Annotated in this window: 21 protein-coding genes; 10 read left to right on the plus strand and 11 right to left on the minus strand. The window is 50.5% G+C overall.

The window, feature by feature from the left end; all coding sequences use genetic code 11:
• Nucleotides 1-3: 3 nt before the first annotated feature.
• From trpCF to aroF, 5 genes are read right to left on the minus strand one after another with little or no spacing between them, the layout of a single operon-like run.
• A complete protein-coding gene (trpCF, locus tag HER31_RS02610; RefSeq protein ID WP_168659130.1) occupies nucleotides 4-1380 on the minus strand; it encodes a bifunctional indole-3-glycerol-phosphate synthase TrpC/phosphoribosylanthranilate isomerase TrpF in 1377 nt (458 codons plus the stop codon).
• Complete coding sequence (trpD, locus tag HER31_RS02615) at nucleotides 1377-2387, minus strand: anthranilate phosphoribosyltransferase (protein WP_168659131.1); 1011 nt, start codon at nucleotides 2385-2387, stop codon at nucleotides 1377-1379. The genes trpCF and trpD overlap by 4 nt, the downstream gene beginning before the upstream one ends.
• Nucleotides 2381-3007, minus strand: coding sequence for an aminodeoxychorismate/anthranilate synthase component II (locus tag HER31_RS02620; RefSeq protein ID WP_168659132.1), 627 nt, complete (start codon nucleotides 3005-3007; stop codon nucleotides 2381-2383). The genes trpD and HER31_RS02620 overlap by 7 nt, the downstream gene beginning before the upstream one ends.
• Nucleotides 3004-4560, minus strand: a complete 1557-nt coding sequence (locus HER31_RS02625) for an anthranilate synthase component 1 (protein ID WP_168659133.1) — start codon at nucleotides 4558-4560, stop codon at nucleotides 3004-3006. Before HER31_RS02625 ends, HER31_RS02620 begins: the two co-directional genes overlap by 4 nt.
• Nucleotides 4560-5576 (minus strand): 3-deoxy-7-phosphoheptulonate synthase, encoded by a 1017-nt coding sequence (gene aroF / locus HER31_RS02630; protein ID WP_168659134.1) that lies wholly within the window; start codon nucleotides 5574-5576, stop codon nucleotides 4560-4562. The genes HER31_RS02625 and aroF overlap by 1 nt, the downstream gene beginning before the upstream one ends.
• A 336-nt stretch (nucleotides 5577-5912) precedes the next feature.
• Between aroF and HER31_RS02635 the strand changes: the two genes are divergently transcribed.
• From HER31_RS02635 to rluB, 5 genes are all read left to right on the plus strand, one after another.
• A complete protein-coding gene (locus HER31_RS02635) occupies nucleotides 5913-6752 on the plus strand; it encodes a PHP domain-containing protein (RefSeq protein WP_168659135.1) in 840 nt (279 codons plus the stop codon).
• Nucleotides 6749-7369: an L-threonylcarbamoyladenylate synthase gene (locus HER31_RS02640; RefSeq protein ID WP_168659136.1), complete on the plus strand. Its 621-nt coding sequence runs from the start codon at nucleotides 6749-6751 to the stop codon at nucleotides 7367-7369. The genes HER31_RS02635 and HER31_RS02640 overlap by 4 nt, the downstream gene beginning before the upstream one ends.
• Nucleotides 7370-7437: 68 nt before the next feature.
• Complete coding sequence (locus HER31_RS02645) at nucleotides 7438-8226, plus strand: segregation and condensation protein A (protein ID WP_420811006.1); 789 nt, start codon at nucleotides 7438-7440, stop codon at nucleotides 8224-8226.
• Nucleotides 8223-8807 (plus strand): SMC-Scp complex subunit ScpB, encoded by a 585-nt coding sequence (gene scpB / locus HER31_RS02650; protein ID WP_168659137.1) that lies wholly within the window; start codon nucleotides 8223-8225, stop codon nucleotides 8805-8807. The genes HER31_RS02645 and scpB overlap by 4 nt, the downstream gene beginning before the upstream one ends.
• 10 nt (nucleotides 8808-8817) lie before the next feature.
• Nucleotides 8818-9702 carry a 23S rRNA pseudouridine(2605) synthase RluB gene (rluB, locus tag HER31_RS02655; RefSeq protein ID WP_168659138.1) on the plus strand — a complete coding sequence of 295 codons (885 nt, stop codon included), beginning with the start codon at nucleotides 8818-8820 and terminating at the stop codon, nucleotides 9700-9702.
• Nucleotides 9703-9933: 231 nt separating this feature from the next.
• Here rluB and HER31_RS02660 read toward each other — a convergent pair whose 3' ends face one another.
• The gene (locus tag HER31_RS02660; protein ID WP_168659139.1) at nucleotides 9934-10155 is read right to left on the minus strand and encodes a VF530 family protein; all 222 of its coding nucleotides are present in this window, start codon (nucleotides 10153-10155) and stop codon (nucleotides 9934-9936) included.
• A 101-nt stretch (nucleotides 10156-10256) separates the two neighbouring features.
• On the minus strand, nucleotides 10257-11003 hold the full coding sequence (locus HER31_RS02665) for a YciK family oxidoreductase (RefSeq protein WP_168659140.1): 747 nt from the start codon (nucleotides 11001-11003) through the stop codon (nucleotides 10257-10259).
• 257 nt (nucleotides 11004-11260) lie between these two features.
• On the opposite strand from HER31_RS02665, the gene HER31_RS02670 reads away from it, so the two are divergent.
• Nucleotides 11261-13768: a VolA/Pla-1 family phospholipase gene (locus HER31_RS02670; RefSeq protein ID WP_168659141.1), complete on the plus strand. Its 2508-nt coding sequence runs from the start codon at nucleotides 11261-11263 to the stop codon at nucleotides 13766-13768.
• A gap of 100 nt (nucleotides 13769-13868) precedes the next feature.
• Nucleotides 13869-14888: a protease SohB gene (gene sohB, locus HER31_RS02675; protein WP_168663107.1), complete on the plus strand. Its 1020-nt coding sequence runs from the start codon at nucleotides 13869-13871 to the stop codon at nucleotides 14886-14888.
• A gap of 421 nt (nucleotides 14889-15309) precedes the next feature.
• On the opposite strand, the gene HER31_RS02680 is transcribed toward sohB, so the two are convergent.
• Both HER31_RS02680 and astB read right to left on the minus strand, forming a co-directional pair.
• On the minus strand, nucleotides 15310-16596 hold the full coding sequence (locus HER31_RS02680) for a dicarboxylate/amino acid:cation symporter (RefSeq protein ID WP_168659142.1): 1287 nt from the start codon (nucleotides 16594-16596) through the stop codon (nucleotides 15310-15312).
• 534 nt (nucleotides 16597-17130) lie between these two features.
• Nucleotides 17131-18465: an N-succinylarginine dihydrolase gene (gene astB, locus HER31_RS02685; RefSeq protein WP_168659143.1), complete on the minus strand. Its 1335-nt coding sequence runs from the start codon at nucleotides 18463-18465 to the stop codon at nucleotides 17131-17133.
• A gap of 329 nt (nucleotides 18466-18794) precedes the next feature.
• Between astB and topA the strand changes: the two genes are divergently transcribed.
• Nucleotides 18795-21452 (plus strand): type I DNA topoisomerase, encoded by a 2658-nt coding sequence (gene topA, locus HER31_RS02690; RefSeq protein WP_168659144.1) that lies wholly within the window; start codon nucleotides 18795-18797, stop codon nucleotides 21450-21452.
• Between the two features lie 608 nt (nucleotides 21453-22060).
• On the opposite strand, the gene HER31_RS02695 is transcribed toward topA, so the two are convergent.
• Nucleotides 22061-22831 (minus strand): hypothetical protein, encoded by a 771-nt coding sequence (locus HER31_RS02695; protein ID WP_168659145.1) that lies wholly within the window; start codon nucleotides 22829-22831, stop codon nucleotides 22061-22063.
• Between the two features lie 159 nt (nucleotides 22832-22990).
• Between HER31_RS02695 and cysB the strand changes: the two genes are divergently transcribed.
• Nucleotides 22991-23962: an HTH-type transcriptional regulator CysB gene (gene cysB / locus HER31_RS02700; protein WP_168659146.1), complete on the plus strand. Its 972-nt coding sequence runs from the start codon at nucleotides 22991-22993 to the stop codon at nucleotides 23960-23962.
• Nucleotides 23963-23993: 31 nt separating this feature from the next.
• Here cysB and HER31_RS02705 read toward each other — a convergent pair whose 3' ends face one another.
• Nucleotides 23994-25367: an L-serine ammonia-lyase gene (locus HER31_RS02705; protein WP_168659147.1), complete on the minus strand. Its 1374-nt coding sequence runs from the start codon at nucleotides 25365-25367 to the stop codon at nucleotides 23994-23996.
• A gap of 239 nt (nucleotides 25368-25606) precedes the next feature.
• Between HER31_RS02705 and ycfP the strand changes: the two genes are divergently transcribed.
• Complete coding sequence (gene ycfP, locus HER31_RS02710; RefSeq protein WP_168659148.1) at nucleotides 25607-26146, plus strand: alpha/beta hydrolase YcfP; 540 nt, start codon at nucleotides 25607-25609, stop codon at nucleotides 26144-26146.
• Nucleotides 26147-26194 lie beyond the last annotated feature (48 nt).

The raw sequence follows: 26194 nt of genomic DNA on the forward strand, positions 1-26194 counted from the left end.
TCTCTATTGATTCTTGCCGTAGGCACGCATGCGGTCGAAGCAGTGGCGCAACTTAGTGTGATTTTTCTGTCCCGGTGCATCTTCGAGCGCCGAGTTTAGGTCGAGGCCGAAGCAACCGGCTTCGACTGCCTGCTCAATGTTGTCAGGGCCGATCCCGCCGGCGAGTAAGGCGTCGCGTCGATCGTTACCCAACAAGCTCCAATCGAAGCTCTCGCCAGTGCCACCAAACTGTCCCGCTTTGGCACTGTCGTACAGGGAGCGATCGGCGTTGGAGACCCGGTTGCTGCCATCGGGTTTGACCGCTTTCCAGATTTGGCACTGCACTGACTGACGTAGACGGTCTACGTCGGCGGCGGTTTCGCTGCCATGCAGTTGCACGGCATGTAACCCTAACGTGTTGGCGACGTAGGCTATTTCTTGCACCGGCTGGTTAACAAAAACGCCGACGAAGTTAAGTGGGGCTGCCGTTACCAACTCCCGTGCTTGGCTCAGGCTGATGCGGCGGGGAGACTTCTCGGCGAAGATCAAGCCGCCGTAAACGGCGCCAGCAGCGGCGACGGCTAGCACGTCTTCGGTGCGCGTTAAGCCGCATACCTTGTTATTTCCGTAGATAAGTGCGCGACAGGCGAGATCGATATCTTCTTGCTCCGTTAGGCTGCTGCCAACCAAGAAGCCGTTGACTAACGGCGCGAGGTGACGCACTTGTTGATTGTTGTAGATTCCCGACTCGCTGATCACCACAGTTCCGGCTGGAACCAGAGGTGCCAAACGCTCGGTGGTAGCTAAATCTACGCTGAGATCGCGCAGATCGCGGTTGTTAATGCCAATGATGTTGGCCTTAAGAGCTATCGCCCGTGCCATTTCTGCTTCGTTGCTGACTTCGGTCAGAATATCTAAACCGAGCAGGTTAGCTTCAGCGGCCAGCTCGAGGTAGAGATCGTCTGATAGTACCGACAACATCAACAGGGCCGCATCGGCACCGAGGTTGCGGGCTAAGCGAAGCTGACGAGGATCGATAACAAAATCTTTGCACAGCACGGGAATAGAAACCGCTGCGCGAACCGCTTTAAGGTACTCAAAATCCCCTTGGAAAAACTGTTCATCGGTCAACACCGAGATAGCTGCGGCGTAATTATCGTAGACGCGGCCAATGGCAACGGGGTCGAAATCAGCGCGGATCAACCCTTTGGATGGGCTGGCTTTTTTACACTCGAGAATAAAACCTGCGTTAGGTTGGTTTAAACGCTCATATAAGCTGCGATCCGATGGCGCAGCACGGCGATCGAGCAGATCACCGTATTTGGCCGCCAACGCTTCAATTTGCGCGGGCTTGGTGGCGACAATTTTATCCAGCACGGTATCGGTAGTGAGGATGCTCATTGGCTGGCCTCGGCGAATTGGTTAATAAGTTCAAGAGCTTTACCGCTGTCCATGGTTGCTAGTGCGAGTTTAGTACCGGCAGCAATGGTGTCGACTTTGCCGGCGAGGTATAGGCCAGCTCCGGCGTTAACCGCCACCGCCGCACGTTGCGCTGCAGTACCGCCGCCGCCAAGCAATTCAGTGCTGATAGCCATGTTGTGCTCAGGTTCGCCACCTTCAAGCTCAGTCAAATCGAATTGGTCTACACCCAACTCTTCAGGGGTGTAAACACGTGGGTAGAGTTGACCGTCCTTTAACTCGATAACATGGCTATCACCATGTACCGCGAGCTCATCCAAACCCAAACCATGTACTACTAGTGCACGTTCTACCCCAAGGCCTTGCAGCACTTTGGCAATCGGCTCAACTAACTCAGCGGCATAAACTCCTAACAACATCTGATTTGGACGCGCTGGGTTGATCAGCGGCCCCATGATGTTGAACAGGGTGCGCGTTTTCAGTTGTTGACGGACTGGGGCGGCGTATTTCATGCCTGCATGGTAATGCGGCGCAAACAGGAAGGTAACACCGAGCTGGTTAAGACACTGAGCCGACTGCTCCGGTGTCATGGTTAAGTTGATGCCGAACTTGGTGAGCAGATCAGAAGATCCAGACTTGGACGATACCGAACGACTGCCGTGTTTAGCTACACGGGCGCCAGCTGCGGCAGCGATAAAAGTTGCAGTGGTTGATATGTTGATGGTGTTCGCGCCATCGCCACCGGTACCAACGATATCCAATAGATCGCCCTGTGGGCGGGGAAAGGGAGTGGCCGCTTGACGCAACGCTTCCGCCGCGCCGGTGATTTCATCAATGGTTTCGCCTTTGATCTTCAACGCGGTTAAGGCGCTCGCTAATTGTGCTTCGGTAACCTCACCTTTGACCACTTGGCCAAACAGAAACTTACTTTGTTCGCGGCTTAAGGATTGCCCAGCGATCAGTTGGGCGAGAAGATCAGTGATCAACATAGTGGCTCTTCCTTGGTCAAAATGGTTAGGGTTTGGCGCAGTAACTGGGCGCCATGTTCAGTCAAAATAGATTCTGGGTGGAACTGGAAACCCACCGCCCGGTCCTGAGGTTGGACTATAGCCATCGCCATGCCATCCACTTCGGCAGTAACGGTTAGCGCGGTTGGGATCTCTAGCCCTACCAAGGAGTGGTAACGGGCGATCTGCAGTGGGTTAGGCAAGCCAGCAAATAGGGCACTGTTGTTGTGCTGCATCGGGCTCGACTTACCGTGCATCAACTGTGCTGCACGGCCAACTTTACCGCCATAGTGTTCAATCATCGCTTGGTGACCAAGACAGATCCCTAGCATTGGTAACTTGCCAGCGCATAAGCTGATAAGTTCCATCAAGCAACCAGCTTCGTGCGGCGCTCCAGGCCCCGGAGACAACACCAGTACGCCGGGATTGACCTGGGCCAATAGCTTATCCGCCAGTACTTTAGCGTCGATGTCGTTACGGTAAACCGTAACTGGGTAGCCGAGACTACGGAATTGATCAACTAGGTTCCAGGTAAAGGAATCGAAGTTATCCAGTAAGGTAATGTGGGTTTTACTGCTTGCGTCAGTCGCATTGATGCTCATGCTGCACCCCCGATGGCGCGTAGTACCGCTTGGGCTTTATTGCGGGTTTCGTCGGCTTCGCTTTGCGGATCGGAGTCAAAGACCACCCCGGCACCAGCTTGCACATGGGCGATGCCGTTATTAACTAGAGCCGAACGAATAACGATACAGGTATCCATGTCACCGCGGCCATTGATATAACCAACAGCACCCCCGTAGCTGCCACGACGCTCGCCTTCGGCTTGTCGCAGTAATTGTGCGGCACGAACCTTCGGCGCACCGGTTAGTGTGCCCATATTCATGCAGGCCTGATAGGCATGTAGGGCGTCAAGATCGGTTCGCAACTGGCCGGTAACGCGGGACACTAAGTGCATCACGTGGCTGTAGCGATCGACCTTCAGCAACTCTGCGACTTTACGGGTACCCGGTTGGCTAATGCGAGCGACGTCGTTACGAGCCAAGTCGACCAGCATCAGGTGCTCAGACAGTTCTTTTTGATCTTGGCGGAGGCCGAGCTCAATGCGGCCGTCAAGATCGTGATCAATGCTGCCATCACTGTGCTTACCACGTTGGCGGGTACCGGCAATTGGATAGATCTCCACTTGATTGCTGTCCACTTCATATTTCAACGCACTTTCTGGCGACGCGCCAAAGAGGGCGAAATCATCAGCCTGCATAAAGAACATATATGGGCTTGGATTCAACACCCGAAGGCGTTGGTAAGCGGCAATAGGATCAGGGCAAGGCAGCGAGAAACGACGTGCTGGGACTACTTGGAAAATATCGCCGGCGCGAACATGTTCCTTCAATTCATCAACGGTCTGCTTAAATTGCGCGTCGCTTTGATTCACTTCTACCTGAGTTGCGGCAACCGGGTTGCTTGGCAGCTCATCAAGCGGTTGCTTTAGCCTATCGGCAATGGCACCTAAGCGCAGGCGCTTGTCGTTTCGTACCGCTTCGGTCTGGGCGCCGCCAAATAGGGTGCCGATAAGGCGAGCGGTACGAGCTTGGTGATCCAGTACTAATGTGGTTTCAGCTAAGTAAAACAGGTAATCCGGGCAGTTGTTAGCGCTGTCAGCAACCGTGGGTAGCGGCTCTACACTGGCCACTAAATCGAATGCAAAGCTACCGGCCAGCATGATCGATTCTGGCAGTGCATCGTCAGAGTCGATGTTTTGTTGCAGTAGTCGCAACACCGTGAGCGGCGAGTCCGCTTTCAAACGGCTGTCTTCGTCGAGACCGGAGGCAACCTCAGGGGTGGTAACCACTAGGCTATCCCCTTGCTGAGTCGGCGCAAACTGCGCCAGTTGCTCGGCGATAAACGGCATGATGTTGTGGCCGTTGGCAGACAACGGCGTTACCGTCACCGTCCGTCCCATGCAGCGCAGTGATACCGCCGCATCAAGCATTAATAGACTTTTTAGCCCCGCCTTCGATTCAATCTCGGCGGACTCCAACAGCATGGTGTTGGCTTTATCGTGGCACAGGTTGTAATACACCTGCGCTGGTTGGGCGTGATATTGCACGCTGGTGGTCAAGGTTTGGGCTTGCCCACTAGATAGAGACGAGATCATTACAGCAGCTTCCCGGCGGCATGAACAAAGGGTCTTAAGCCATCAAGCAGTGCCGCATACTGTTCTGCGTCTAACGCTTGATGGCCATCTGATAGAGCTTCACACGGATTGAGGTGAGATTCCACGATAATGCCATCTGCACCGACTGCAGCTGCTGCATAACTGAGCGGAGCGATCAATTCTCGAACGCCTGTGCCGTGGCTTGGGTCAACCAGTACTGGCAGATGAGTTTTCTGCTTTAAGTAGGCTACCGCATTAAGGTCGAGGGTGTTGCGGGTAGCGGTTTCAAAGGTGCGAATTCCACGCTCGCATAAGATCACATTCGGATTACCTGAATTGACGATGTACTCCGCTGCCAGCAACAGCTCTTCGATGGTGGCACTCATGCCGCGTTTAAGTAACACTGGGATCTGCTGCTTGCCGACTGCTTCTAATAAACGATAATTCTGCATGTTACGAGTACCAATCTGGAAGCAATCAACGTATTGCGCCATTAGCTCAACGTCGTTGGCGTCGATTACTTCAGAGACAATTGGTAGGCCCGTGCGCTGCTTTGCTTGCTGCAGCAGCTTTAAGCCCTCTTCACCCAAACCTTGGAATGAGTATGGGCTGGTTCGTGGTTTAAAGGCACCGCCACGAAGGGCAACCGCTTCACCTTGCTGTTTGATCATATCGGCAACGCTGAACAGTTGCTCTTTACTCTCGACGCCACACGGGCCAGCAATAACGGTAAAGCGCTCGCCGCCAACGGCGTGGTTGCCGAGCATCACATGGCTATCGATAGGGTTTAGTTCACGAGAAACCAGCTTGTAGCTGGAAAGTATCGGTTTTAGCTCATCTACACGGGGGTCACTATCAAGGTGGAGCGAGGCCAAGATGCGTTCGTCACCGATGGCACCGAGCACCGTGCGCTCAACGCCCGGCATGTATAGCGGCTTCAGTCCTAGCCCTTCAATTTTCTCAAGAAGCTGTTTTGCATCGGCTTCGGCTACGCCCGCTTTTAGAATGATGATCATGTTGAAACCCTATAAATACGAAAAAGCCCGCTTTCAATATGTTGAAAGCGGGCTGAAGAAATTGTTTTCTGGTCAGTCAGGCACAGTTAATTGCACCCCCGCTATGTCGGAGAGCGCCACCACCAATGTGTGTGTTTAACTGGGTTAGTCATCTGAAACTGCCTATGGTTTGCTTCGCGTCATAGCGTAAGCGAAATTATGGTTGCAATGCTGTACTAGGTCAGCAGTACGTTGAGACTAACGGCTCAATTGCGGGGCTGTCAAGAACCAATAGTCGAATACGCGGACATTGCCCGCTTGCTGACGTACAATGTGGCTAACTGCTTAAGGATATTTATGAAAATCGATCTTCACTGCCATAGCCGAGCATCAGATGGCAGCCTGACACCAACCGAATTGGTGCAACGAGCTATCAACCAACAGGTGTCGATCTTAGCGTTGACCGATCACGACACCATCGCCGGCCTCGCGGAGGCAAAAGTGGCCGCTAACGGCAGTTCACTTAAGGTGATTGACGGGGTGGAGATCTCAACCTCATGGCGTAACTGGGAGATCCATATTGTTGGCCTCAATTTCGACATCGATAATGAGCCACTACAACAGTTATTGATGCGCCAATCGCACTGGCGTCAGCAACGGGCAGAGTTGATTGAGCAAAAGCTGGTTAAACGTGGTTTCGATGGGGTGTTGGCGCAAGCGCGAGTTTACGCAGACGGTGGCAATATTGGTCGTAGTCATTTTGCCAAAGCAATGGTTGATATGGGCTTGGTTGCCACCCCACAACTGGCGTTTGACAAGTATCTAGGTAAAGGTGAAAGCGCCTACGTTGGTAACCAATGGTGTCCATTAGCTGAAGCGGTAGCACATATTAATAATGCTGGTGGCATGGCGGTTTTGGCTCACCCAGCTAAATATCAACTATCTAATAAGTGGTTGCGGATGTTGACGGCGGATTTTGTTGAAGCTGGTGGCGAAGCGATTGAAACCATCCATTGTCAGCAAAACCAACAGCAGCAACAGTTTTTACAACTACTGGCCAAAGAGCAGAACCTATTGTTATCCGCCGGCAGTGATTTTCATGGCCCCAGCCGTTGGCTGGAACTAGGCCGAGGGCTGCATCGTCCCGACCAACCCGGGGTGTGGCATCATTTTGGTTGGATTGAGGAGGGCCAATGAGCCAGTTTTTTCAGATCCACCCAGAAACCCCGCAGGTGAGGCTAGTTAAGCAAGCGGTGGAGATCCTGCAAAAAGGTGGGGTGATTGTTTATCCAACCGATTCCGGCTATGCGTTAGGTTGTACCATTGGTGATAAGAAGGCGATGGAGCTTATTTGTCGTATTCGCCAAATTAACGACGATCACAACTTCAGTTTGATGTGCCGCGACCACTCTGAGTTGGCTAACTATGCCCGTGTCGATAATGCCGCGTTCCGTTTGCTGCGTAACAATACCCCCGGGCCATATACTTTTATCTTCAAAGGCACTAAAGAGGTGCCGAAGCGGCTGCTTAACCCGAAGCGTAAAACTATCGGTATCCGTATTCCTAACGACCGCATTGCGTTAGCGTTGTTGGAAGCCTTGGGTGAACCTATGATGTCGACCAGTCTGATTTTGCCTGGCGAACAAGATAGTGAGTCCGATCCTTATGAGATCCGTATGACCCTAGAGCACGCAGTAGCATTGATTATCGACGCTGGTTACCTGATGTCAGAGCCTACTACGGTGGTAGATTTGTCTGAGGATAACCCTGAGATTGTTCGGGTCGGTGCTGGCGATCCATCCCCATTTGAATAAGGCACTGACAACGGGCGTCAGTATCTATATAATGGCGCGTTTTTTTAATGGCGACGAATCAACCAATCATGACTGAGCAACGTGCGTTACCGCTGGCGATTGTCCAGGGGAAGCCGATGTTGCAGGCGCCTCAGGATCTGTTTATCCCGCCGGACGCCTTGGAAGTTATCTTGGAATCGTTCGAAGGGCCATTGGATCTGCTGCTCTATCTTATTCGTAAGCAGAAGTTGGATATCCTTGATCTGCCGATAGTGGCCATTACTGCACAGTATATGGAATACATTGGTTTGATGGAGGCAATGAAATTCGAGCTTGCAGCGGAATATTTGGTGATGGCGGCGATGCTGGCGGAGATTAAATCTCGGCTATTGCTGCCAAAAGCGCCCGTTGCTGACGAAGATGAGATCGACCCACGGACGTTACTGATTCAGCAGCTGCAAGCTTATGAAGTCGTTAAGCAAGCGGCGGAACGGTTAGATGAGCTGCCTCGGCATGAACGAGATCTCTGGCGGGCTCGAGCAGCGCAGGCGGCCAATTTAGTGCCGCAGGTACAGGAAACAACGGTATCGATGAGCGAGATCATTGGTGCTTTGCAGCAGGTTATTGCCCGTGCCGATCATTTTGAACACCATCACATTGCGCGGGAAGCGCTATCGACACGAGAGCGAATGAGCCAGATTTTGGCACAGCTCAGCAGTGTCGACTTCACCCCTTTTGAACAACTATTTACGGTTGAAGAGGGGCGAGCTGGTGTCGTGGTAAGCTTGTTGGCGTTACTTGAACTGTGTAAAGAGCAACTGATTGAACTGCAGCAAGCGCAACTCGCTGGACCAATTCAGGTAAGGGCCCGTACATGAGCCAACTGGATGAAAAACAACTAAGTCAGTTGATTGAAGCGGCACTGTTTATTGCAGATACACCGCTGACAATTAACCAGCTTAAACAAACGGTGCTAGAAACTTATGGTATCGGCAGCGTGCAGATCCGCTCGGTGTTGTTACAGTTAGAGTTGGATTATCGAGAACGTGGCATTGTATTGGTGAAAAGCGGTGGCGCTTACCAATTTCAAAGTCGCGAGGATTTAAGTCAGCCCTTGAGTGCCTTATGGCCACAAAAGGCACCAAAATTCTCTCGGGCATTGTTGGAAACTTTAGCACTTATCGCCTACCGTCAACCGATAACTCGGGGCGAAATCGAACAAGTGCGTGGTGTCGCCATCGGTGCTGCCATCATCCGCACCTTAACCGAACGTGGTTGGGTAACGGTTGTTGGCCATAAAGAGCTGCCTGGTAGACCAGCGCTCTATGCCACCACAGAACAGTTTTTACAGTATTTTTGTTTGCAGAGTTTGGCTGATTTGCCTGCTCTGGACGATGAACAGGCGTTAGCGGCGATGTTTAACCGCGCGCCAGCGGATTCCGATCCGCACGTACACTAAGAAGAGATTAATGAGCGAAAAGTTACAGAAAGTATTAGCTCGAGCAGGTCACGGTTCCCGTCGGGAGATGGAAACCGTGATCGCCGCTGGACGCGTCAGCATTGATGGCCAAGTTGCCAAGCTGGGTGATCGTATTGAAGGTGGTTCTGATCTGAAGGTGCGCATCGATGGCAACCTGATCTCCTTAAAGTCGGAAGACGAGGTGATCTGCCGGGTTTTGGCGTACTACAAACCAGAAGGTGAGTTATGTACTCGCACCGATCCGCAGGGTCGTCCAACCGTATTTGATCGTTTGCCAAAGATTAAGGACAGCCGTTGGGTTGCCGTAGGTCGTTTGGACATCAATACCTCAGGCTTATTGCTGTTTACCACTGACGGTGAACTAGCGAATCGTCTGATGCACCCATCTCACGAAGTCGAGCGTGAGTACGCTATTCGTGTCTTTGGTGAAGTAGATGATGCCATGCTTAACCGTTTGCGCACCGGTGTTGACTTAGAAGATGGCAAAGCCAGCTTCCGTCGCCTCGGTCGTGCTGGCGGCGAAGGCTTGAATACTTGGTATCATGGTGTTCTGACCGAAGGCCGTAATCGCGAAGTGCGTCGCATGTGGGAGAGCCAAGAGGTTCAGGTAAGCCGTTTGATGCGTATTCGCTACGGCGAGATCCCGTTGCCTAAAGGCTTGCCTCGCGGTGGTTGGATTGAGCTGCCGATGGAGCAGGTTAACTACTTGCGTGCGATGGTCGAGATGGATCCGGAAACGCGGACCTTGTTGGCGCAAGACAAAGCTGGTGCTCGTCGTCAGAAGACCCTGAAGACCAATAAGATCCGCCGTGCGGTTAGTAAACACCGTAGTCGCGGCGCTGGCGGTAATGCTCCAGCAAAACGCAGCCGTTAATTACGACGCTGTAGATACCACAGGGGAGCCCATTGGGCTCCCCTGTTTTATATGTGTGCTGTGGTCGAGTTTCAAGCAACGTCACTAAGTGTTTGAGCGCTCTTATTGCTCTAATTCCCCTCAAACCGTGTTACCGAGTTGCTGTTAAAGCAACTACCCATGACACTCAATGCTTTGTTTGAGGCCATGTGGCTGTCGCAATAATAGGGTAAATACCTAGCGGCATTGCTATTAGCGCTGATTTACCGTCTTGATGTACAGCTGCTCTACCTTTTCTCGAGCCCATGGGGTTTTACGTAAGAACTTTAGGCTCGATTTGACTGAAGGATCGTGGGTAAAACAGCGGATATTGATCAGGTAACCCAGATCGTCCCAGCCGTACCACTGCTCCAGCTCGGTAACGATCTTCTCTAAGGTGATTCCGTGTAACGGATTTTTAGGTTGTTGATCCATATCTAAGGGCCTAGCTAACTGCAATTGGTGGCGATTATAACAGTAAAAAGCCGAGACAAAGCTCGGCTGTATTTAATTAACGTTGCTGGCGCCATTAAGTGTTAACGCTTTGGCTGAGCATCGAGGCTCTGGCCACTAACATCCTTACTGTCATCACTCATTAGATAGAGGTATACCGGCATGATGTCGTCAGCCGTTTTAAGCGATTGTGGATCTTCCGCTGGAAATGCTGTGGCGCGCATTTTGGTGCGAGTGGCGCCTGGGTTGATGCAGTTGGCGCGAATGCTGCTGTCACTCAGTTCGTCTGCCAAGGTTTGCATCATCCCTTCGGTGGCAAACTTAGAAATGGCATAAGGCCCCCAAAACGCTCGGCCCTTGCGACCAACGCCGGAAGAGGTGAAGACGATCGATGCCTGTGGTGCCTTGCGCAGCACCGGCAACAGCGCCTTGGTCAAAAACAGCTGTGAAGTGACGTTTATTTGCATCACCTTGGTAAAGGTGTCCAAGTCGATCTGTTCAAATGGCGTTAGCGTGCCTAACTCTGAAGCGTTGTGCAGCACCCCATCTAATTGACCAAATTGTTCGTCAATGGTCTCACCAAAATCAATAAAATTTTGTTCGGTGGCACCGCCCATATCCAGCGGCACAATGGCCGGCTCTGGGTAGCCAGCAGCGACGATTTCGTCATAGACCGTTTCCAGCTTTTTGGTAGTACGGCCCAGCAGAATAACGGTTGCGCCGTGCTTGGCATAACTTATTGCTGCACTACGGCCAATACCTGCGCCAGCGCCGGTTACTAAGATTGTTTTGCCTGTGAATGCGTTGGCGTCACATTGGAATTCCAACATTAAGTTTCCTTACTACTTACTCAACTGCATGAAAAATAGGGCCTTGTAGGCCCATTATGCCACCGTTTTAAACAATCCCTGACTTGATTACTCAGAATGAAAGTTATTTTACCGTAATTTTTGTTGTAAAAATGTAGTAAGTGGCTGGCTTATAGGTTAATTTTTGAAACAAGTGGTCTTAGAAGTACCTCTTTGCCAGCCACCATTGTGCCAATGGAAGGCAGAAAAATAAAAGTAAAGATAATTGGGGAGAAACAATGAAACGATTGATGTTAACGGTGGCCATTGGGTCAGCGCTCGGTCTCAGTGGTTGTGACGGCGATAGCCAATCTGACTTCCTTGAGGAAGATGGCGTACCAATTGAAGCCTCGGATGGTGCTTCTACTCGAATTCAATTCGACCCGACCAACGGGTTATTGCCGCTGCCGAATGATCTTCTGTTCTCCGGTACCTTAGACGGCACCCTCGAGATCCCTGGTGAAGAAAGTGGTGACTACCTCGACCCACAGATTGCCCTTGGTGCTCTGGATGGTTGGTCAACCAATATGCCAATCAACATTAGCTTGGACCTATTTGGTGGTAAAGAGCTCGACCCCACATCGGCTCAAGCCGCTGGTGCGGTTCGTTTATTTGAGGTGACGCTAGGTGGTCCGTTATCACCAGACCCAGCAAATTGTGGCGCGTACCCTAGCCTGAGCATCTGTGCTGTGGGCGACGAACTGGTTAATGGCGAAGACTTTGTCATTAGCGCTACCGGCAGTAGCATTGCCATCGTGCCGATCAAACCGCTTAAGCCGACCTCAGGCTATGCCTATGTAACCACCGACCTATTAACGGATGTTGAAGGTGAGCCGGTTCTTGGTTCTTCAACTTACGATACGTTGCAGCTCGATATTCAGCTAAGCGAAGCGCAAGCAGGCCTGAAAGCGTTGCTCGACAACTACAATGACTCACTGGCAGCGGCGCACTCCCTCGACAGCGAAAGTGTTACCTATGCGGGTGTATTCAGCACTCAGTCTATCCAAGACTCGGTTTCTACCATTACCCAACTGATGGCTGATGGCCTGCAGGCTACACCAACTCAAGCGGTATCGCCGCTGTTTGCTCCAGCTTGGACTGTAGCACCGACTTCGGCGGGCTACACGGTAGCACAAGCCCTGCAGTTAACACCGAGTATGGAAACCTCGTACTTATTGGCTGATGCGACTGATGTATATACCGCTGAGCTTGCTCTGCCTTACTACCTAACGATTCCGACTGCTACGAACCCTGAAGTAAATAGCCGCTGGACTGCATTAGGCGATAGCCCGTTAGCAGTATTGCAGCAGATCGATAATGGCATGGTGTTAGAAAACTTTGCCGCTCAGGCGATTGCCCAAGGTATCGATCCAACCATGGTGGAAACCAACCCAAGTTCGTTGGTGGGTGCCAGCTTTACCTTAGATAACGGTGAGCCAGCGGATGCGCTGCGTCACATTACCCGTTTCAATCCAGTGCCTGATCCATGTGGTGGCGTCGATCTAATGACCTGTATGAGCGGTGGGCAAAATCGCGTTACTGTTCCAGTACAGATCACTATGCCTAACCCTGCCAAGTTTGCTGCGTTGGGTATGACAATAGAAAAACCAGCGACCGGTTGGCCGGTGGCCATGACTCTGCATGGTATCGGTGGCACCAAGGGAACTACCTTGCCGTTGGCTGGCGCCTATAGCTCAGCCGGTATTGCTACTGCGACCATTGATATGCCGCTGCACGGTGAGCGTGGTTTTGATCTGACTGGCGACGGTAACTATGAGATCACTGCAACCAACCCATCCTTTGGTGAGGAGTTTGCAGCAGGTAACGTGTTGCTGTTTGCTAAGCTTGATAGCAGCCTAACTAATCGCGATAACTTCCGTCAGGCAATTGTTGACCACTTGGCCCTGCGTCTAAGCCTGTCGGCATTTACGGTTGCTGAAGTAACCGCACAAGTCGGCGCTGGCGCAGCACCTGCTCCAACCTTTGATATGGCGAAGGTGAGCTTGCAAGGCTTAAGTCTTGGCGGTATTACCGGCACTACTACGACCGCGTACGCCAACAGCTGGCCGGCGGAGTTAGGGGATAACCCATACGCGATTACCAATGCATCATTGGTTGCTCCTGCTGGCGGCTTGGCTGGTTCATTCGTTGGGTCCGCTTCATTTGGTCCTGTCTTGTACGCCACCTTGGTTGCTGAGTTAGCGCCAGAGTGTATCGATCCTGCAACCGGTGGTGTGGCAGATAGCCCAGCTTGTGATGCGGTTGTCGACCAAATTACTGCGGAAGTTATTCCACCGTTTGGTTTTGCCTCACAAACCGCAATTGATGCCATGGATCCTCTTAACCACGCCGAGATGCTGGCTGCGACCGGTACTCCAATCCACCTGATTGAAGTGGTTGGCGACGATATGCAACCAGGAGACTTAGTATTGCCTAATACCGTGGCTGGCTTCCCTCTGTCTGGTACTGAGCCACTAATTGCTACCATGGGCCTAGATGCAGTTACAGCGACCACGATGAGTGCTGATGGCGTTAGTGGTGCGGTGCGCTTTACCAAAGGCCACCACAGCTCTGTAGCAAGCCCATTTGTACCAGCCGAACTTGAGGGAGCTCTGAGCCCTGAAGATGCTGCTGCGGCGACGGCAGAGATGCAAACCCAGATCGTTAGCCATGCAGCCAGCCAAGGTGCTGCTTTGCAAGTGACTAACGGTTGTGTGGTTTTAGGTGGCGAATGCGCTGCTGAGTAACCAATTCAGTCGCAAACCGTTACCTTTGATTGAAGCCCGGCGTTTGCCGGGCTTTTTTGATCCTATACACTACGTCTGAATTCACTTTTGGGAGAATATGTTGGAATTCCTATTTGAGTACGGCTTGTTTTTAGCCAAGGCCGTCACTTTTGTGGTGGCTATTGCAGCCATTATTATTGTTGCCGCCGCCAGTAGTAAGAACGTTAAGAGTGGTAAGGGTAGTCTGCATATCCATGACCTTAGCGATACCTTGGAGCATTATGAAGATCAGCTACAGCATCAATTGCTCAGTGATGATCAACTTAAAGCCAGAAGCAAAGCTGCTAAAGCGGAAGCCAAGACCAAGGCCAAGCAAGAAAAAGACAAAGAGCGCGATGGCCGTTTGTTTGTTATCGACTTTAAAGCGGGCATTGATGCGGCGGAAGTGAGCAACTTACGTGAAGAGATCAGTGCACTGTTGACGGTTGCAGAAGCAAAAGATGAGTTGTTGGTTCGGGTTGAAAGTGGCGGAGGCATGGTCCACGCATATGGTTTGGCTGCCAGTCAGTTGGACCGAGTGCGCCAAGCTGAGATCCCGATGACGATTGCGGTTGATAAAGTCGCGGCCAGTGGTGGTTACATGATGGCTTGTGTTGCTAATAAGGTCATTGCAGCCCCATTTGCGATTGTTGGCTCTATCGGTGTGATTGCACAGCTCCCTAACTTCAATAAAGTATTGAAGAAGAATGACATCGACTTTGAGATGCATACTGCCGGTGAGTTCAAGCGCACCATCACTATGTTTGGTGAGAATAGCGATGAAGCCCGCGCCAAATTTAAAGAGGAGCTGGAGCAAACCCACGGTTTGTTTAAACAGTTTGTCAGTAAATATCGCCCGGAGATGGAGATCAGTAAGGTGGCCACTGGTGAACACTGGTTTGGTCAGCAGGCTTTAGAGCTAGGCCTTATTGATGCGATTCAAACCTCTGACGATTACCTGATGCAGAGCGATAAGCAGATCCTGCAGCTGCAGTACAAGGTTAAGCAAAACATCGCCCAGCGCTTTGGTAAAGGCGCAGAGAGTGTAATTGAGCGCGGCATGATCAAGCTGGCGGAGTTGGGGCAGTTAGGTTCACGTTAATATTGGGCTGTTTACCAATTAAGTGTTGTTCTTTCTAATACAGTTAAAGCACCGGCTAGGCGAGGCCCGAGACAAAGGGTTAAGCACTGCCGTCGTTGAGCTTTTGCCGTATTGGAGCAGTCCAGCAAAGCGTTTTGGAGTGCGACCTAAGGCAAAGGGGGGGGATTCCAAAGGGGGCGAAGCTCCCCCCCCCCTAATGCATACGAGAATGTGCCGTCGCCACCGCGACATAGTCCTCTAAAAGCACCGCAATCGGTGAAGCCGAAGGCTTAAGATAAACTTCAACAGCTAACTACCACACAGCCTAATATTGCTAGCATTCGCATATCGTTAGCGCCTCGCTCTAGCTAAGGCAGCATTGCTAAAACAAAAGAGGCCAAGCAGTTATCTGCTTGGCCTCTTTTTTATCTCAACTAATCGTTTAGCTGATTACTTTTTCAAGTGCATCAGGGTCTTTAAACGTTTCTTTGTTCAAGTCCTTTTCGCTGTTAGCAACGATAAGGGATACCGCGGTATCACCGGTAACGTTTACTGCGGTACGTACCATATCAAGCAGACGGTCAACACCTAGAATCAAGGCAATACCTTCAACTGGCAGGTTCACCTGTTGCAGTACCATGGCCAACATAATTAGACCAACACCAGGAACACCAGCGGTACCGATAGACGCTAAGGTTGCAGTCAGAATTACCATCAACATATCCATTGCGCTTAAATCAACGCTGAATACCTGGGCGATAAATACCGTAGCAACACCTTGCATGATGGCGGTGCCATCCATGTTTACGGTTGCACCCAAAGGTAAGGTAAACGAGCTTACGCGGTTACCAATACCTAAGTTGTCTTTGGCGTTTTCCATGGTTACCGGAAGGGTCGCTGCAGAGCTGGCGGTTGAGAACGCAAACATCTGTACGTTGCCCATCTTCTTTAAGAAGGTGATTGGGTTGAGGCCACTTAGTGTGGTCAACAACATTGGGTAAACAACCAGTGCATGTACGAACAGTACGCCCAACACCAAGAAGAAGTACTTAATTACCGAACCGAATGCTGCCAAGTCTAAGGTCAGTGCCATTTTGGCAATCAAACCGAATACACCGTATGGAGCAAACCACATAACCACGTTAACTAGGTTCATCATCACGTTGTCCATTTCAGTGAAGAAACGACGAACGGTGGATGCTTTGTCACCCAGTTGTGCGATGCAGTAACCAAACAGGATTGAGAACACGATGATCTGCAGCATGTTGCCTTCGCTCATAGCCGCCATTGGGTTACGAGGGATAAGGCCAATAACTACATCGGCAAGACTTGGTGCGGTTTTGGCTTCGAAGCCAGCCGCTGCCGCTTGCATGATCGGGTCACCTGGTTGGAACAGGGTTGCGGCACCTAAAGCCAATGAGATGGCAATGGCGGTTGTCAGTAAGTACAACGCCAAGGTTTTACCACCGATGCGGCCCAAGGTTGATGGATCGGCCAAGCTGGCAGTACCACACACCAGTGACACAAAGACCAATGGCACAACCAGCATGCGCAGCGCGGATACAAATAATCCGCCGATGACATCAAAGATGCCGTGAGTGAAATACTCGCTGACCCATTGCGCTTCACCTGCAGTGAATCGGAGTACAAAACCAAGCAACGCACCCAGACACATGCCGAGTAGAATCTTGGTTGTTAACCCTAACTTTCCTGGATTAATATTCGTCATTCAACTTCCTTCGTAGTCATTATCTTTTTTTTAGTGCGGTAAGCCTAGCAAGAACGCTGCCCAACAAAAAAGGGGGTAAACGTATAATCTTCGAGTTAATCTTTGCGTTTTTGTTGCGGTTACTGCTGGCTTGCTGCGACTGCTGGTTCATTTTGTTTTGATTTGCCATTGATTTTGTCTTGCTCGCTTTGGTGTTTTGTTATTTTTAACTGGCGAGACCGATTACCTAAAACGGAAAAATGCGTCAAATTTTTGCGATTAGCGACCGATTTTTGACAGTGAAATTGTCCCCATCCCACGCTCTGAAAATATCAATTTTTAGCTTAGTCAGCGCAGCTCAAAAAACGTGGTTAATTACTGGCAAATGTTTGCCTGAAAATTATACGTGACGCTCATTTTGTAATTAATTACTTTAATTTGATTTGTTTTTGGGGGTTGATGTTGGCAAGCGGGCGAGTTAGCGAGCGATGTACTATTCAGCTGTTGTTGAAGTTTTCGTCTCCACCGCCGTTAACGACAGCAGAGACGACGAGGTTAGCGTTGGAAAGGGTAGATTGAGCCAAGTCCCAATAATTGGGTTAATTCGTCGAGAGCGGTTTGGCTTTGATCGAGCAAGGCAACGTCGCGCAGATCATTAAAACTCAGTTGATCACGGTAGTGGCGTTCAACCCAACCGCTTAGCTGGCGGTGTTTATTTTGATTGATTAAACAGTCAGGGTTTACCGCTGCTAACTCTTGGGCTGATAAATTCACACGCAAGCGCAAACACGCCGGTCCACCACCGTTTTGCATACTTTGTTTTACGTCGTAAAAGTGGACATGATTAATTGGTTGGTTCCGCTGTGGTAGTTCAGCAAGGAAAGCGGCGACCTGCGGCTGCTGTTGGCATTCGGTTGGCGCAATCAATGCCATTTCACCGTTAGGCAGGGTAAGGATCTGGGTATTAAAGAGGTAACTCTTCACCGCTTGTTCAATGCTCACCTCGTCAGTTTTTACTTCTACTATATATAGAGGACTGTTGCCGAACTTTGCTTTTATCTGTTCCAGCGCATTTGGCTGATCTAAAAAGGCCTGTTGGTGGCAAAGCAACAGGTTGTGATTGCCGACGGCAATCACGTCGTTATGGAACACGCCCTGATCGATCACCTCTGGGTTTTGCTGGATAAATATCGTGTTCTCTGGGTTTAATTGATGTGAGCGTGCGATGGCTTGGCTGGCTTCTAGGGTTTGTCGAGCAGGAAAGCGCTGCGGCTGTGGTTTAGTTTGATCGTATGCTGATTTGCCATACACAAACAGTTGCAGCCCTTGTTCGCCATAGCTTGAACACAAGCGGGTGTGGTTTGCTGCACCTTCATCACCTAAGGCATCGTGACTTGGTAAAGCACGGTGGTGAGTAAAGTGACTGTCGTCGTTGAACACTGCCGCTAAAGTTCGGCCAGTCTGCTCATGCTCAATGGCCCGATGTAGCTTATTTACTAAGTTAGCCGGGGTGAAGTGCACTTTACCATCTTGGCTGTCTGCACTGGGGGAGACAGTCGCCGCGTTAGCGCTCCACATGCTACTGGCAGAGTAACAAGCAGTAAGCAGGTGTGGTGCTTGGGTGAAGGCTTTTTCGATTACTTGAGCGTTGCTGCCGCTAAACCCAAGTTGGCGGAGCGTGGTGATGTCTGGACGTGATTGCGGTGCTAGCACACCTTGCACCATTCCCAGATTATGCAGGGCGAGCATTTTATCTAATCCCTGCAGTGCGGCGGCTTTGGGGTTTGAACTGGCCTTGGCGTGATTTTGGGAGGCTAGGTTGCCAACCGACAGGCCCGCGTAGTTATGAGTAGGGCCAACTAAACCGTCAAAGTTTGCTTCTAAGTGCATTCAGTCACTCCTGTGGACATGAATTGGAGGGCAATTTTATCTATTTGTCCCTAAATTTGAATGAGCTCAGTATACGGCCTGATTTTGCGCACTCAAGCGTGGTAATTTGTGTGTCACAGCAATAAATGCATAACTATTACTTGCAACTCGGCCTCTGATGCATTAGTAGTTTCAGCAATTGCGTATTCAGTCGCTAAATTAAAATGGGTTGACCAAAAATCAGCTAAGTGATTGGTTCATTGAACGACAGAGCTTGAAAGTCGTCCTCAGTATCTCTATATATGGAGCCAATTCCTCCCCAACGCGTTTAATAAGGTTCAAACCACCCCATGGGAAAATCTTTGGTAATTGTGGAGTCGCCAGCTAAGGCGAAGACCATTAACAAATATCTCGGCAAAGATTTTGTCGTTAAATCTTCCGTGGGTCATATTCGTGACTTGCCGACTTCGGCGAGTCAATCAACTTCCCGCGCTGCTCCGGCAAAAACCGCGGCTGAAGTTCGAAAGATGGCCCCTGAAGAGAAAGCCAAGTATAAAGCCAAGCGCGACTATCAGGCTTTGATCACCCGTATGGGGATTAACCCGAAAAGCGATTGGGATGCTAACTACCAGATCTTGCCAGGCAAAGAGAAGGTCGTTAAAGAGTTGCAAACCTTGGCTGAAAAAGCCGATACCATCTATCTCGCAACGGATTTGGACCGCGAAGGGGAAGCCATCGCGTGGCACTTGCAAGAAGTGATTGGTGGTGAGCCAGAGCGCTACCGTCGAGTGGTGTTTAACGAAATCACCAAAACCGCGATTCAAGAAGCGTTTGCTGAGCCACTGCATCTAAATATCGATCGTGTAAATGCTCAGCAGACCCGACGTTTCCTCGACCGAGTGGTTGGCTTTACCGTATCGCCGCTGCTTTGGAAGAAACTAGCCCGTGGTTTGTCTGCTGGTCGAGTGCAATCGGTTGCGGTTCGCCTAGTGGTTGAACGTGAGCGTGAGATCCGTGCCTTTGTACCGGAAGAGTTCTGGGATATTCACGCAGATTTGAACGCTACGACCGCGGCATTGCGAATGGAAGTGACTAACTTCCAAGGCAAAACGCTGAAGCTGACCAATAAAGAACAAACCGATGTTGTGCTCAAGGCACTGCAGGGGGCGCCGTTTAGTATCACTAAACGTGAAGATAAGCCTACTTCAAGTAAACCTTCAGCCCCTTACATCACTTCCACCTTGCAACAAGCCGCAAGCACACGTTTGGGCTTTGGGGTGAAGAAAACCATGACCTTGGCTCAGCGTTTGTATGAAGCCGGTCACATCACCTATATGCGTACCGACTCCACCAATCTGAGTAAAGAGGCAGTAGAGACGCTACGAGGCTTTATCGGCGAAGAGTATGGCAGCAACTATCTGCCAGAAACCCCGCTACGTTACGGCTCGAAAGAGGGCGCTCAAGAGGCGCACGAAGCTATCCGTCCATCCGATGTGAACGTAAAGGCTTCCACCTTGTCGAGCATGGAGCGCGATGCGCAACGTTTGTATGAGCTGATTTGGCGTCAATTTGTCGCTTGTCAGATGGTACCGGCGAAGTACGATGCCACCACCATCACTGCGACCGCTGGTGATTACGATCTAAAAGCCAAAGGCCGCATCATGGTGTTTGACGGTTGGACTCGTGCTCAGCCGCCGGTTGGCCGTAAAGGCGAAGAAGATAAGACTCTGCCAGCAGTTAAAGTGGGTGATAGCCTTGAACTGAAGCAGCTGGATCCGAAGCAGCACTTCACCAAACCGGTTGCTCGTTTCAACGAAGCGTCGTTGGTAAAAGAGCTTGAGAAACGGGGTATTGGCCGTCCTTCAACCTACGCTGCCATTATCGGCACCATTCAGGATCGTGGTTACGTCCGGGTAGAGAACCGTCGTTTCTTCACTGAGAAGATGGGTGAGATCGTCACCGATCGTTTGGTTGAAAACTTCGACGAGTTGATGAGCTACGATTTCACTGCTGGTATGGAAGCGACGCTGGATAAGATTGCTCAAGGCACATTAAGCTGGAAAGGTGTGCTAGACGAGTTCTATGAAGACCTTACCGGTAACATCACCAAAGCGGAGCTGGACGAACTGGAAGGCGGCATGCGTCCAAACCAGATGGTTGAGACCGACATCCCTTGTCCTACCTGCGAACGGCCGATGGGCATTCGTACCGCCACCACTGGGGTGTTCTTAGGTTGTAGTGGTTACTCGTTGCCACCAAAGGAACGCTGTAAGACCACCATCAACCTAACCGCTGGTGATGAAGCTGAAGCCGTTACCGATGATCAAGAAGCGAAAGCGTTGATCACCATGCGTCGTTGTGGCAAATGTGGCAGCACCATGGATAGCTACTTGGTTGACGAAACTCGCAAGCTGTATGTTTGTGGTAACAACCCAAGCTGTGATGGTTACGAGGTAGAGCAGGGTACCTTCAAGATTAAGGGCTATGACGGTCCGCTAATTGAGTGCGACCGCTGTGGTTCCGATATGGAGCTGAAAGACGGTCGCTTTGGTAAGTACTTTGCCTGTACTGATACCAATGGTGCTGATTGTAAAAACACTCGTAAGTTGCTGAAAAGCGGTGAAGTAGCACCTCCGAAGGAAGATCCGGTACCGCTGCCTGAATTGCCATGTGAGAAATCCGACGCGCACTTTATTTTACGCGACGGTGCTGCGGGTCTGTTTATGGCTGCAAGCACCTTCCCAAAAAGCCGTGAAACCCGTGCCCCTAAAGTGGCAGAGCTGAAGCGTTTCCGTGATCGCATCTCGTCTAAGTTCTACTATCTGGCCGATGCGCCGGAGAAGGATGAAGATGGCAACCTTTACCAAGTAAAGTTTAGCCGTAAGACTAAAGAGCAATACGTTGCGACTGAGGTTGACGGTAAGGCTACGGGTTGGATAGCGAAGTTCGACGGTAAGCAGTGGCTCGAAGAGCAAACCAAGAAGAGCAAGGTTAAAGCGAAGAAATAAGCTGAGCGTGTTGCAACATTAGCTCTGATTAAACAGCCCGCATCTGCGGGCTGTTTTTGTTTGGGGGCTACAGCCCAGATTAATGTGCTGTAACACGTTATTTTTGATGGTGTCACAGTTAAGTGCTGAGATTGATATCAAGCCTTCGGCTTTACCGGTTGCCGTACTCTTAAGGGCAGTGTAGTAGTTAGCTGTTGAAGTTTATCTTAAGTCTTCGGCTTCACCGATTTCGGTGCTTTTAGAGGGTTATATCGCGGTGGCGACGGCAACATTCTTGTATGTATTAGGGGGAGCTTCGCCCCCTTTGGAATCCCCCTCGGCCATAGAGCTCAGTCTAAAACGCTTCGCTGGACCGCTCCAATGCGGCAGAAGATAAATAGCGATAGTGCTTTACCCTTTGTATCGCGACTCGGCTAGCCGGTGCTTTAACAGCATTGGAAACAACAACACTTAGTTGGTACACAAAAAAAGCCACAATCGACGATTATGGCTTTTCTTAGCTGCGAATTTATAGCAATTACATTAGGTGCTTGAGCTATCTGTTACGACGGCGAATTACACCAAACAGGGCATTGAGTGCAGTCATTCGTTGCGCCAATATTATCCTGTCACCATTTCTTTTTCGGTGAGAATAACTCGTCGAGATCGTCGATTGCATTCTCAGCAACGCCTTCAACATGCTCTTGTAAACTGGACTGTTGACGTTCGGTTAACTCATCTAACAGTTCTTTCGCTTTTTGTTGCATTAGTTGTTGATACTGTTCGTCATTGGTCGCTTGCGATAACACTTTAGCCAGTTGCCCTAAGTGCTGGCGAGCGGAGCCATTTTGCAGCTGCGCAGCAGCTAGTTTGGCGCGATCAAGTAACACAGTTGCATTGATACGCAACTGCAGTTGGTTGATGCGTTGAGCTTCAGTCACAAACTCATCGTGGTTTAGGCTACCTCGGGTTTGTTCCTGCTTAATAAAATCTTTGAGGCGCTTAAGTGCTTTAATCAGAGCAACAATCTTCTTGTGCTCAGAAGGAACCTTGAAGCTATCGACGCTGCGTTCGGTAGCGGGTGAGGTTTTTAGTTCAGAAAGCAGATTGTTGATGTCGATCTGGCGTTGCAACATATCAGCATTGCGCGGCTCTATTGCTAAGAATTGTTTTACGGCGTCAAGCTGGCGGGTTTTTAACGAGCGCACTAACGCATTGGTGTATGGCAGCAATGCCCCTGCTGCCTGCAGTTGTTCTATCTCAGTTAAGATTGCTTTTTGCTTAGCGAGTTCTTGGCGGCGGGCTCTTTCTAGTTTTACTTTGTGTTGCTGCAGCATGTTAATGCCGACAATAACCAACAACAGGGCGCCTAATAAGACGACGACAATAGTTACGGACATTTCGATTTTTCTAACGTTCTTAAAGTAGCACTAATCGTACACTAAAGCGGAGCCTCGGTGACAGCCACTGTCATCGCATCAAACACTTTGCTTATTCCAATTTGCTCAATTTATTGCTATCAATATAACTAAATCTAAACTCGAGCCGTGAGAGTCACCATGAAACTGCAGCAACTGCGTTACATTGTTGAGGTTGTTAACAATAATCTGAATGTGTCGGCAACGGCAGAAAGTTTATATACCTCTCAACCGGGGATCTCGAAGCAGGTGCGAATGCTTGAAGATGAGTTAGGGGTGCAGATCTTCGGTCGCAGTGGCAAACACCTAACCCATGTTACCCCCGCAGGTAAGCAGGTAATCGAAATAGCTGGTGATATTCTCGGTAAGGTTGAAGGCATTAAAAATGTTGCGTCGGAGTATACCCAGCCAGATCGTGGTGATCTCAATATTGCTACTACTCACACTCAGGCGCGTTATGCCTTGCCACAGGTGATCGGCAATTTCATTCAGCGTTATCCTCAGGTTAACCTGCACATGCATCAAGGCACCCCGGATCAAATCTGTGAAATGGCGGTACGGGGTGATGCCGACTTTGCCATTGCGACGGAGGGCATGCACCTTTATCACGATCTGATCATGCTGCCGTGTTATCACTGGAATCGTTCTATCGTGTTTCCAAAGGATCACCCACTGGCTAAGGTTAAAGAGATCACGCTGCAAGAACTGGTGAAGTATCCGTTGGTTACTTATGTGTTTGGCTTTAACCGCAGCAGTGCCTTAGAGAAAGCCTTTGCCACAGTTGAAGGCGAACCGCGGGTGGTATTCTCGGCCACCAGTGCTGATGTGCTCAAAACCTATGTGCGTTTGGGGCTCGGGGTTGGGGTAATGGCAACGATGGCATTAGATGGTAAGGATGATGATTTGGTAGTGCGTGATGCATCCCACTTATTTGAAGCCAATACCACGAAGATAGGCTTCCGTAAGGGCAGTTTTTTACGCTCTTACATGTATGATTTTATGGAGAGATTTGCTCCGCACCTGACCAAGACTCGTGTTGAGCAAGCGTTGGCATTGCGGGATCAAGCGCAGATAGATGAGATGTTTGCTGATATGGAGCTGCCGATGCGCTAGGCACTGGCAGCTCGATTTTAGCTACTTAGGGTTAGCACTCAACAATGTTAACCGCGAGGCCGCCTTTGGCGGTCTCTTTGTATTTACTGCGCATGTCCATGCCGGTATCCCACATGGTCTTAATGACTTTATCAAGGGACACCTTATGCATGCCATCGCCACGCATGGCCAAACGGGAAGCATTGATCGCCTTTACTGCGCCCATGGCATTGCGCTCGATACAAGGTACCTGTACCAAGCCGCCAACCGGATCGCAGGTAAGCCCGAGATTGTGCTCCATGCCGATCTCTGCGGCGTTTTCAACATTGGCTACAGTGCCACCGATGATCTCGGTTAGTGCGCCTGCTGCCATTGAACAGGCCACGCCGACTTCGCCTTGGCAACCTACCTCAGCCCCAGAGATGGAGGCGTTTTTCTTGTAGAGAATGCCAATCGCTGCCGCGGTTAATAGATAGCGGCAGGCGATATCCTTATTAACCGGTTGGATAAAGCGATCGTAATAACACAATACCGCAGGGATGATCCCCGCGGCGCCATTGGTTGGTGCGGTAACGACCCGGCCACCGGCGGCATTCTCTTCGTTGACTGCCATGGCAAACAGGTTGACCCAGTCCATGGCATTGAGCGGGTCTTGATTGGTGCTCCCTTCAGCTTGCAAACGACGGTGCAATGCTGGTGCTCGACGGCGCAATTTGAGGCCACCAGATAGTATGCCTTCGATGCGACAGCCTCTATCGACACAGGCAATCATGGTTTGCCAGATGTGCCACAGTTTATCCTGCACTTCATTTTCGCTGCGTAATACCTTCTCGTTAGCCATCATCAACGAGGCGATAGATAAGCCATGCTCAGTGCACAGCTCAACCAACTCGTGGGCACTGCTGAAGGAGTAGGGCTGGGTTTGGGCGACTTGGTTGATCTCATCTTTACGCTCTATCTCAACTTCATCTAGTACAAAGCCGCCGCCAATGGAGAAGTAGGTGCGTTGATAGATGATGCTGTCATCTTTAAGCGCTTTAATGGTCATGGCGTTGGCGTGCTGTGGCAGGCTTTTGCGACGATGATAGGTGATGCCGTTGGAACGGGTAAATTTAACTTGATGCTCACCGTTCAGGCTTAACTGTTGTGATTCAGCCACTGCCTTTAACTTTGTTTCTACTGAATCCGGATCGCATCGCTCCGGTTGCTCACCTAGGAGGCCAAGCACAACCGCTTTACCACTGCCGTGGCCTTTGCCGGTTTGACCGAGTGAACCAAACAGTTCCACTTGCAGTTCGTTAGTTTGAGTGAGTTGATTGTTGTCGCTGAGATCGCTGAGGAAACGATTTGCGGCACGCATTGGGCCCACGGTATGGGAGCTGGATGGGCCGATACCAATGCTGAACATATCGAACACGCTGATCATAAAATATCCTTGTACTGAGAGACGTTCTATCCGGAACATGGAGCGATGTTACCTCAGTCGCCGATGTGCCCCAACCAGCAATCAGCCTAACCAGCACAGGTTAGACTTGATTCTGCCACCGGACAGCGACACTCTATTGAGGTAGGGTCACTACTGTGGCCAAAGCGTAGTGACGATCACTACGGTTCGCTTCACCACAACCATACTAGAAGCAGTCGATTGAATATGGAGAGTAAGGGATGATTCTTTATTTGCACGGGTTTGATGCCACCAGTCCAGGTAATCACCAAAAGGTGCTGCAGTTAAAGATGATTGATGACGACGTCAGGATGATCAACTACTCGACTGTACACCCCCGTCATGACATGCAGCATCTGCTCAATGAAGTAACCAAACAGCTCAACTATAGCGATGATAAGAACCCAATTATTGTAGGTGTTGGTCTTGGCGGTTATTGGGCTGAGCGCATCGGCTTTTTATGTAAGCTCCGTTCAGTGCAGTTCAACCCTAACCTGTGGCCACACACCAATATGGTCGGCAAAATTGACCGTCCAGAAGAGTACGAAGACATTGCTGATAAGTGCGCTAAGGACTTCCGCAAGCTGAACCAATCACGCTCGTTGGTTATCTTGTCCAGAAACGATGAGGTGCTTGATATCACCGAAATCGCCGCCACGCTTGCGCCGTTCTATGACGTCGTTTGGGATGAGCAGCAACCACACAAATTCCCTAAGATCAGTGCTCACTTGTCACGCATAGACGCTTTTCGAAACGCCTAACGCGAGATAACCATGCGACCAAGGAAGGTTGCAAATCGCAGTAACAAT

Origin of the sequence: Ferrimonas lipolytica (genome assembly GCF_012295575.1) — a bacterium.
GTDB classification, from domain to species: Bacteria; Pseudomonadota; Gammaproteobacteria; order Enterobacterales; family Shewanellaceae; genus Ferrimonas; species Ferrimonas lipolytica.

Excerpts from the sequence above, each read along its gene's own strand:
- trpCF (WP_168659130.1), bottom strand. The coding sequence starts at position 1,380 with ATGAGCATCCTCACTACCGATACCGTGCTGGATAAAATTGTCGCCACC.
- trpD (WP_168659131.1), bottom strand. The coding sequence starts at position 2,387 with ATGTTGATCACTGATCTTCTCGCCCAACTGATCGCTGGGCAATCCTTA.
- HER31_RS02620 (WP_168659132.1), bottom strand. The coding sequence starts at position 3,007 with ATGAGCATCAATGCGACTGACGCAAGCAGTAAAACCCACATTACCTTA.
- HER31_RS02625 (WP_168659133.1), bottom strand. The coding sequence starts at position 4,560 with ATGATCTCGTCTCTATCTAGTGGGCAAGCCCAAACCTTGACCACCAGC.
- aroF (WP_168659134.1), bottom strand. The coding sequence starts at position 5,576 with ATGATCATCATTCTAAAAGCGGGCGTAGCCGAAGCCGATGCAAAACAG.
- HER31_RS02635 (WP_168659135.1), top strand. The coding sequence starts at position 5,913 with ATGAAAATCGATCTTCACTGCCATAGCCGAGCATCAGATGGCAGCCTG.
- HER31_RS02640 (WP_168659136.1), top strand. The coding sequence starts at position 6,749 with ATGAGCCAGTTTTTTCAGATCCACCCAGAAACCCCGCAGGTGAGGCTA.
- HER31_RS02645 (WP_420811006.1), top strand. The coding sequence starts at position 7,438 with ATGACTGAGCAACGTGCGTTACCGCTGGCGATTGTCCAGGGGAAGCCG.
- scpB (WP_168659137.1), top strand. The coding sequence starts at position 8,223 with ATGAGCCAACTGGATGAAAAACAACTAAGTCAGTTGATTGAAGCGGCA.
- rluB (WP_168659138.1), top strand. The coding sequence starts at position 8,818 with ATGAGCGAAAAGTTACAGAAAGTATTAGCTCGAGCAGGTCACGGTTCC.
- HER31_RS02660 (WP_168659139.1), bottom strand. The coding sequence starts at position 10,155 with ATGGATCAACAACCTAAAAATCCGTTACACGGAATCACCTTAGAGAAG.
- HER31_RS02665 (WP_168659140.1), bottom strand. The coding sequence starts at position 11,003 with ATGTTGGAATTCCAATGTGACGCCAACGCATTCACAGGCAAAACAATC.
- HER31_RS02670 (WP_168659141.1), top strand. The coding sequence starts at position 11,261 with ATGAAACGATTGATGTTAACGGTGGCCATTGGGTCAGCGCTCGGTCTC.
- HER31_RS02680 (WP_168659142.1), bottom strand. The coding sequence starts at position 16,596 with ATGACGAATATTAATCCAGGAAAGTTAGGGTTAACAACCAAGATTCTA.
- astB (WP_168659143.1), bottom strand. The coding sequence starts at position 18,465 with ATGCACTTAGAAGCAAACTTTGACGGTTTAGTTGGCCCTACTCATAAC.
- topA (WP_168659144.1), top strand. The coding sequence starts at position 18,795 with ATGGGAAAATCTTTGGTAATTGTGGAGTCGCCAGCTAAGGCGAAGACC.
- HER31_RS02695 (WP_168659145.1), bottom strand. The coding sequence starts at position 22,831 with ATGTCCGTAACTATTGTCGTCGTCTTATTAGGCGCCCTGTTGTTGGTT.
- cysB (WP_168659146.1), top strand. The coding sequence starts at position 22,991 with ATGAAACTGCAGCAACTGCGTTACATTGTTGAGGTTGTTAACAATAAT.
- HER31_RS02705 (WP_168659147.1), bottom strand. The coding sequence starts at position 25,367 with ATGATCAGCGTGTTCGATATGTTCAGCATTGGTATCGGCCCATCCAGC.
- ycfP (WP_168659148.1), top strand. The coding sequence starts at position 25,607 with ATGATTCTTTATTTGCACGGGTTTGATGCCACCAGTCCAGGTAATCAC.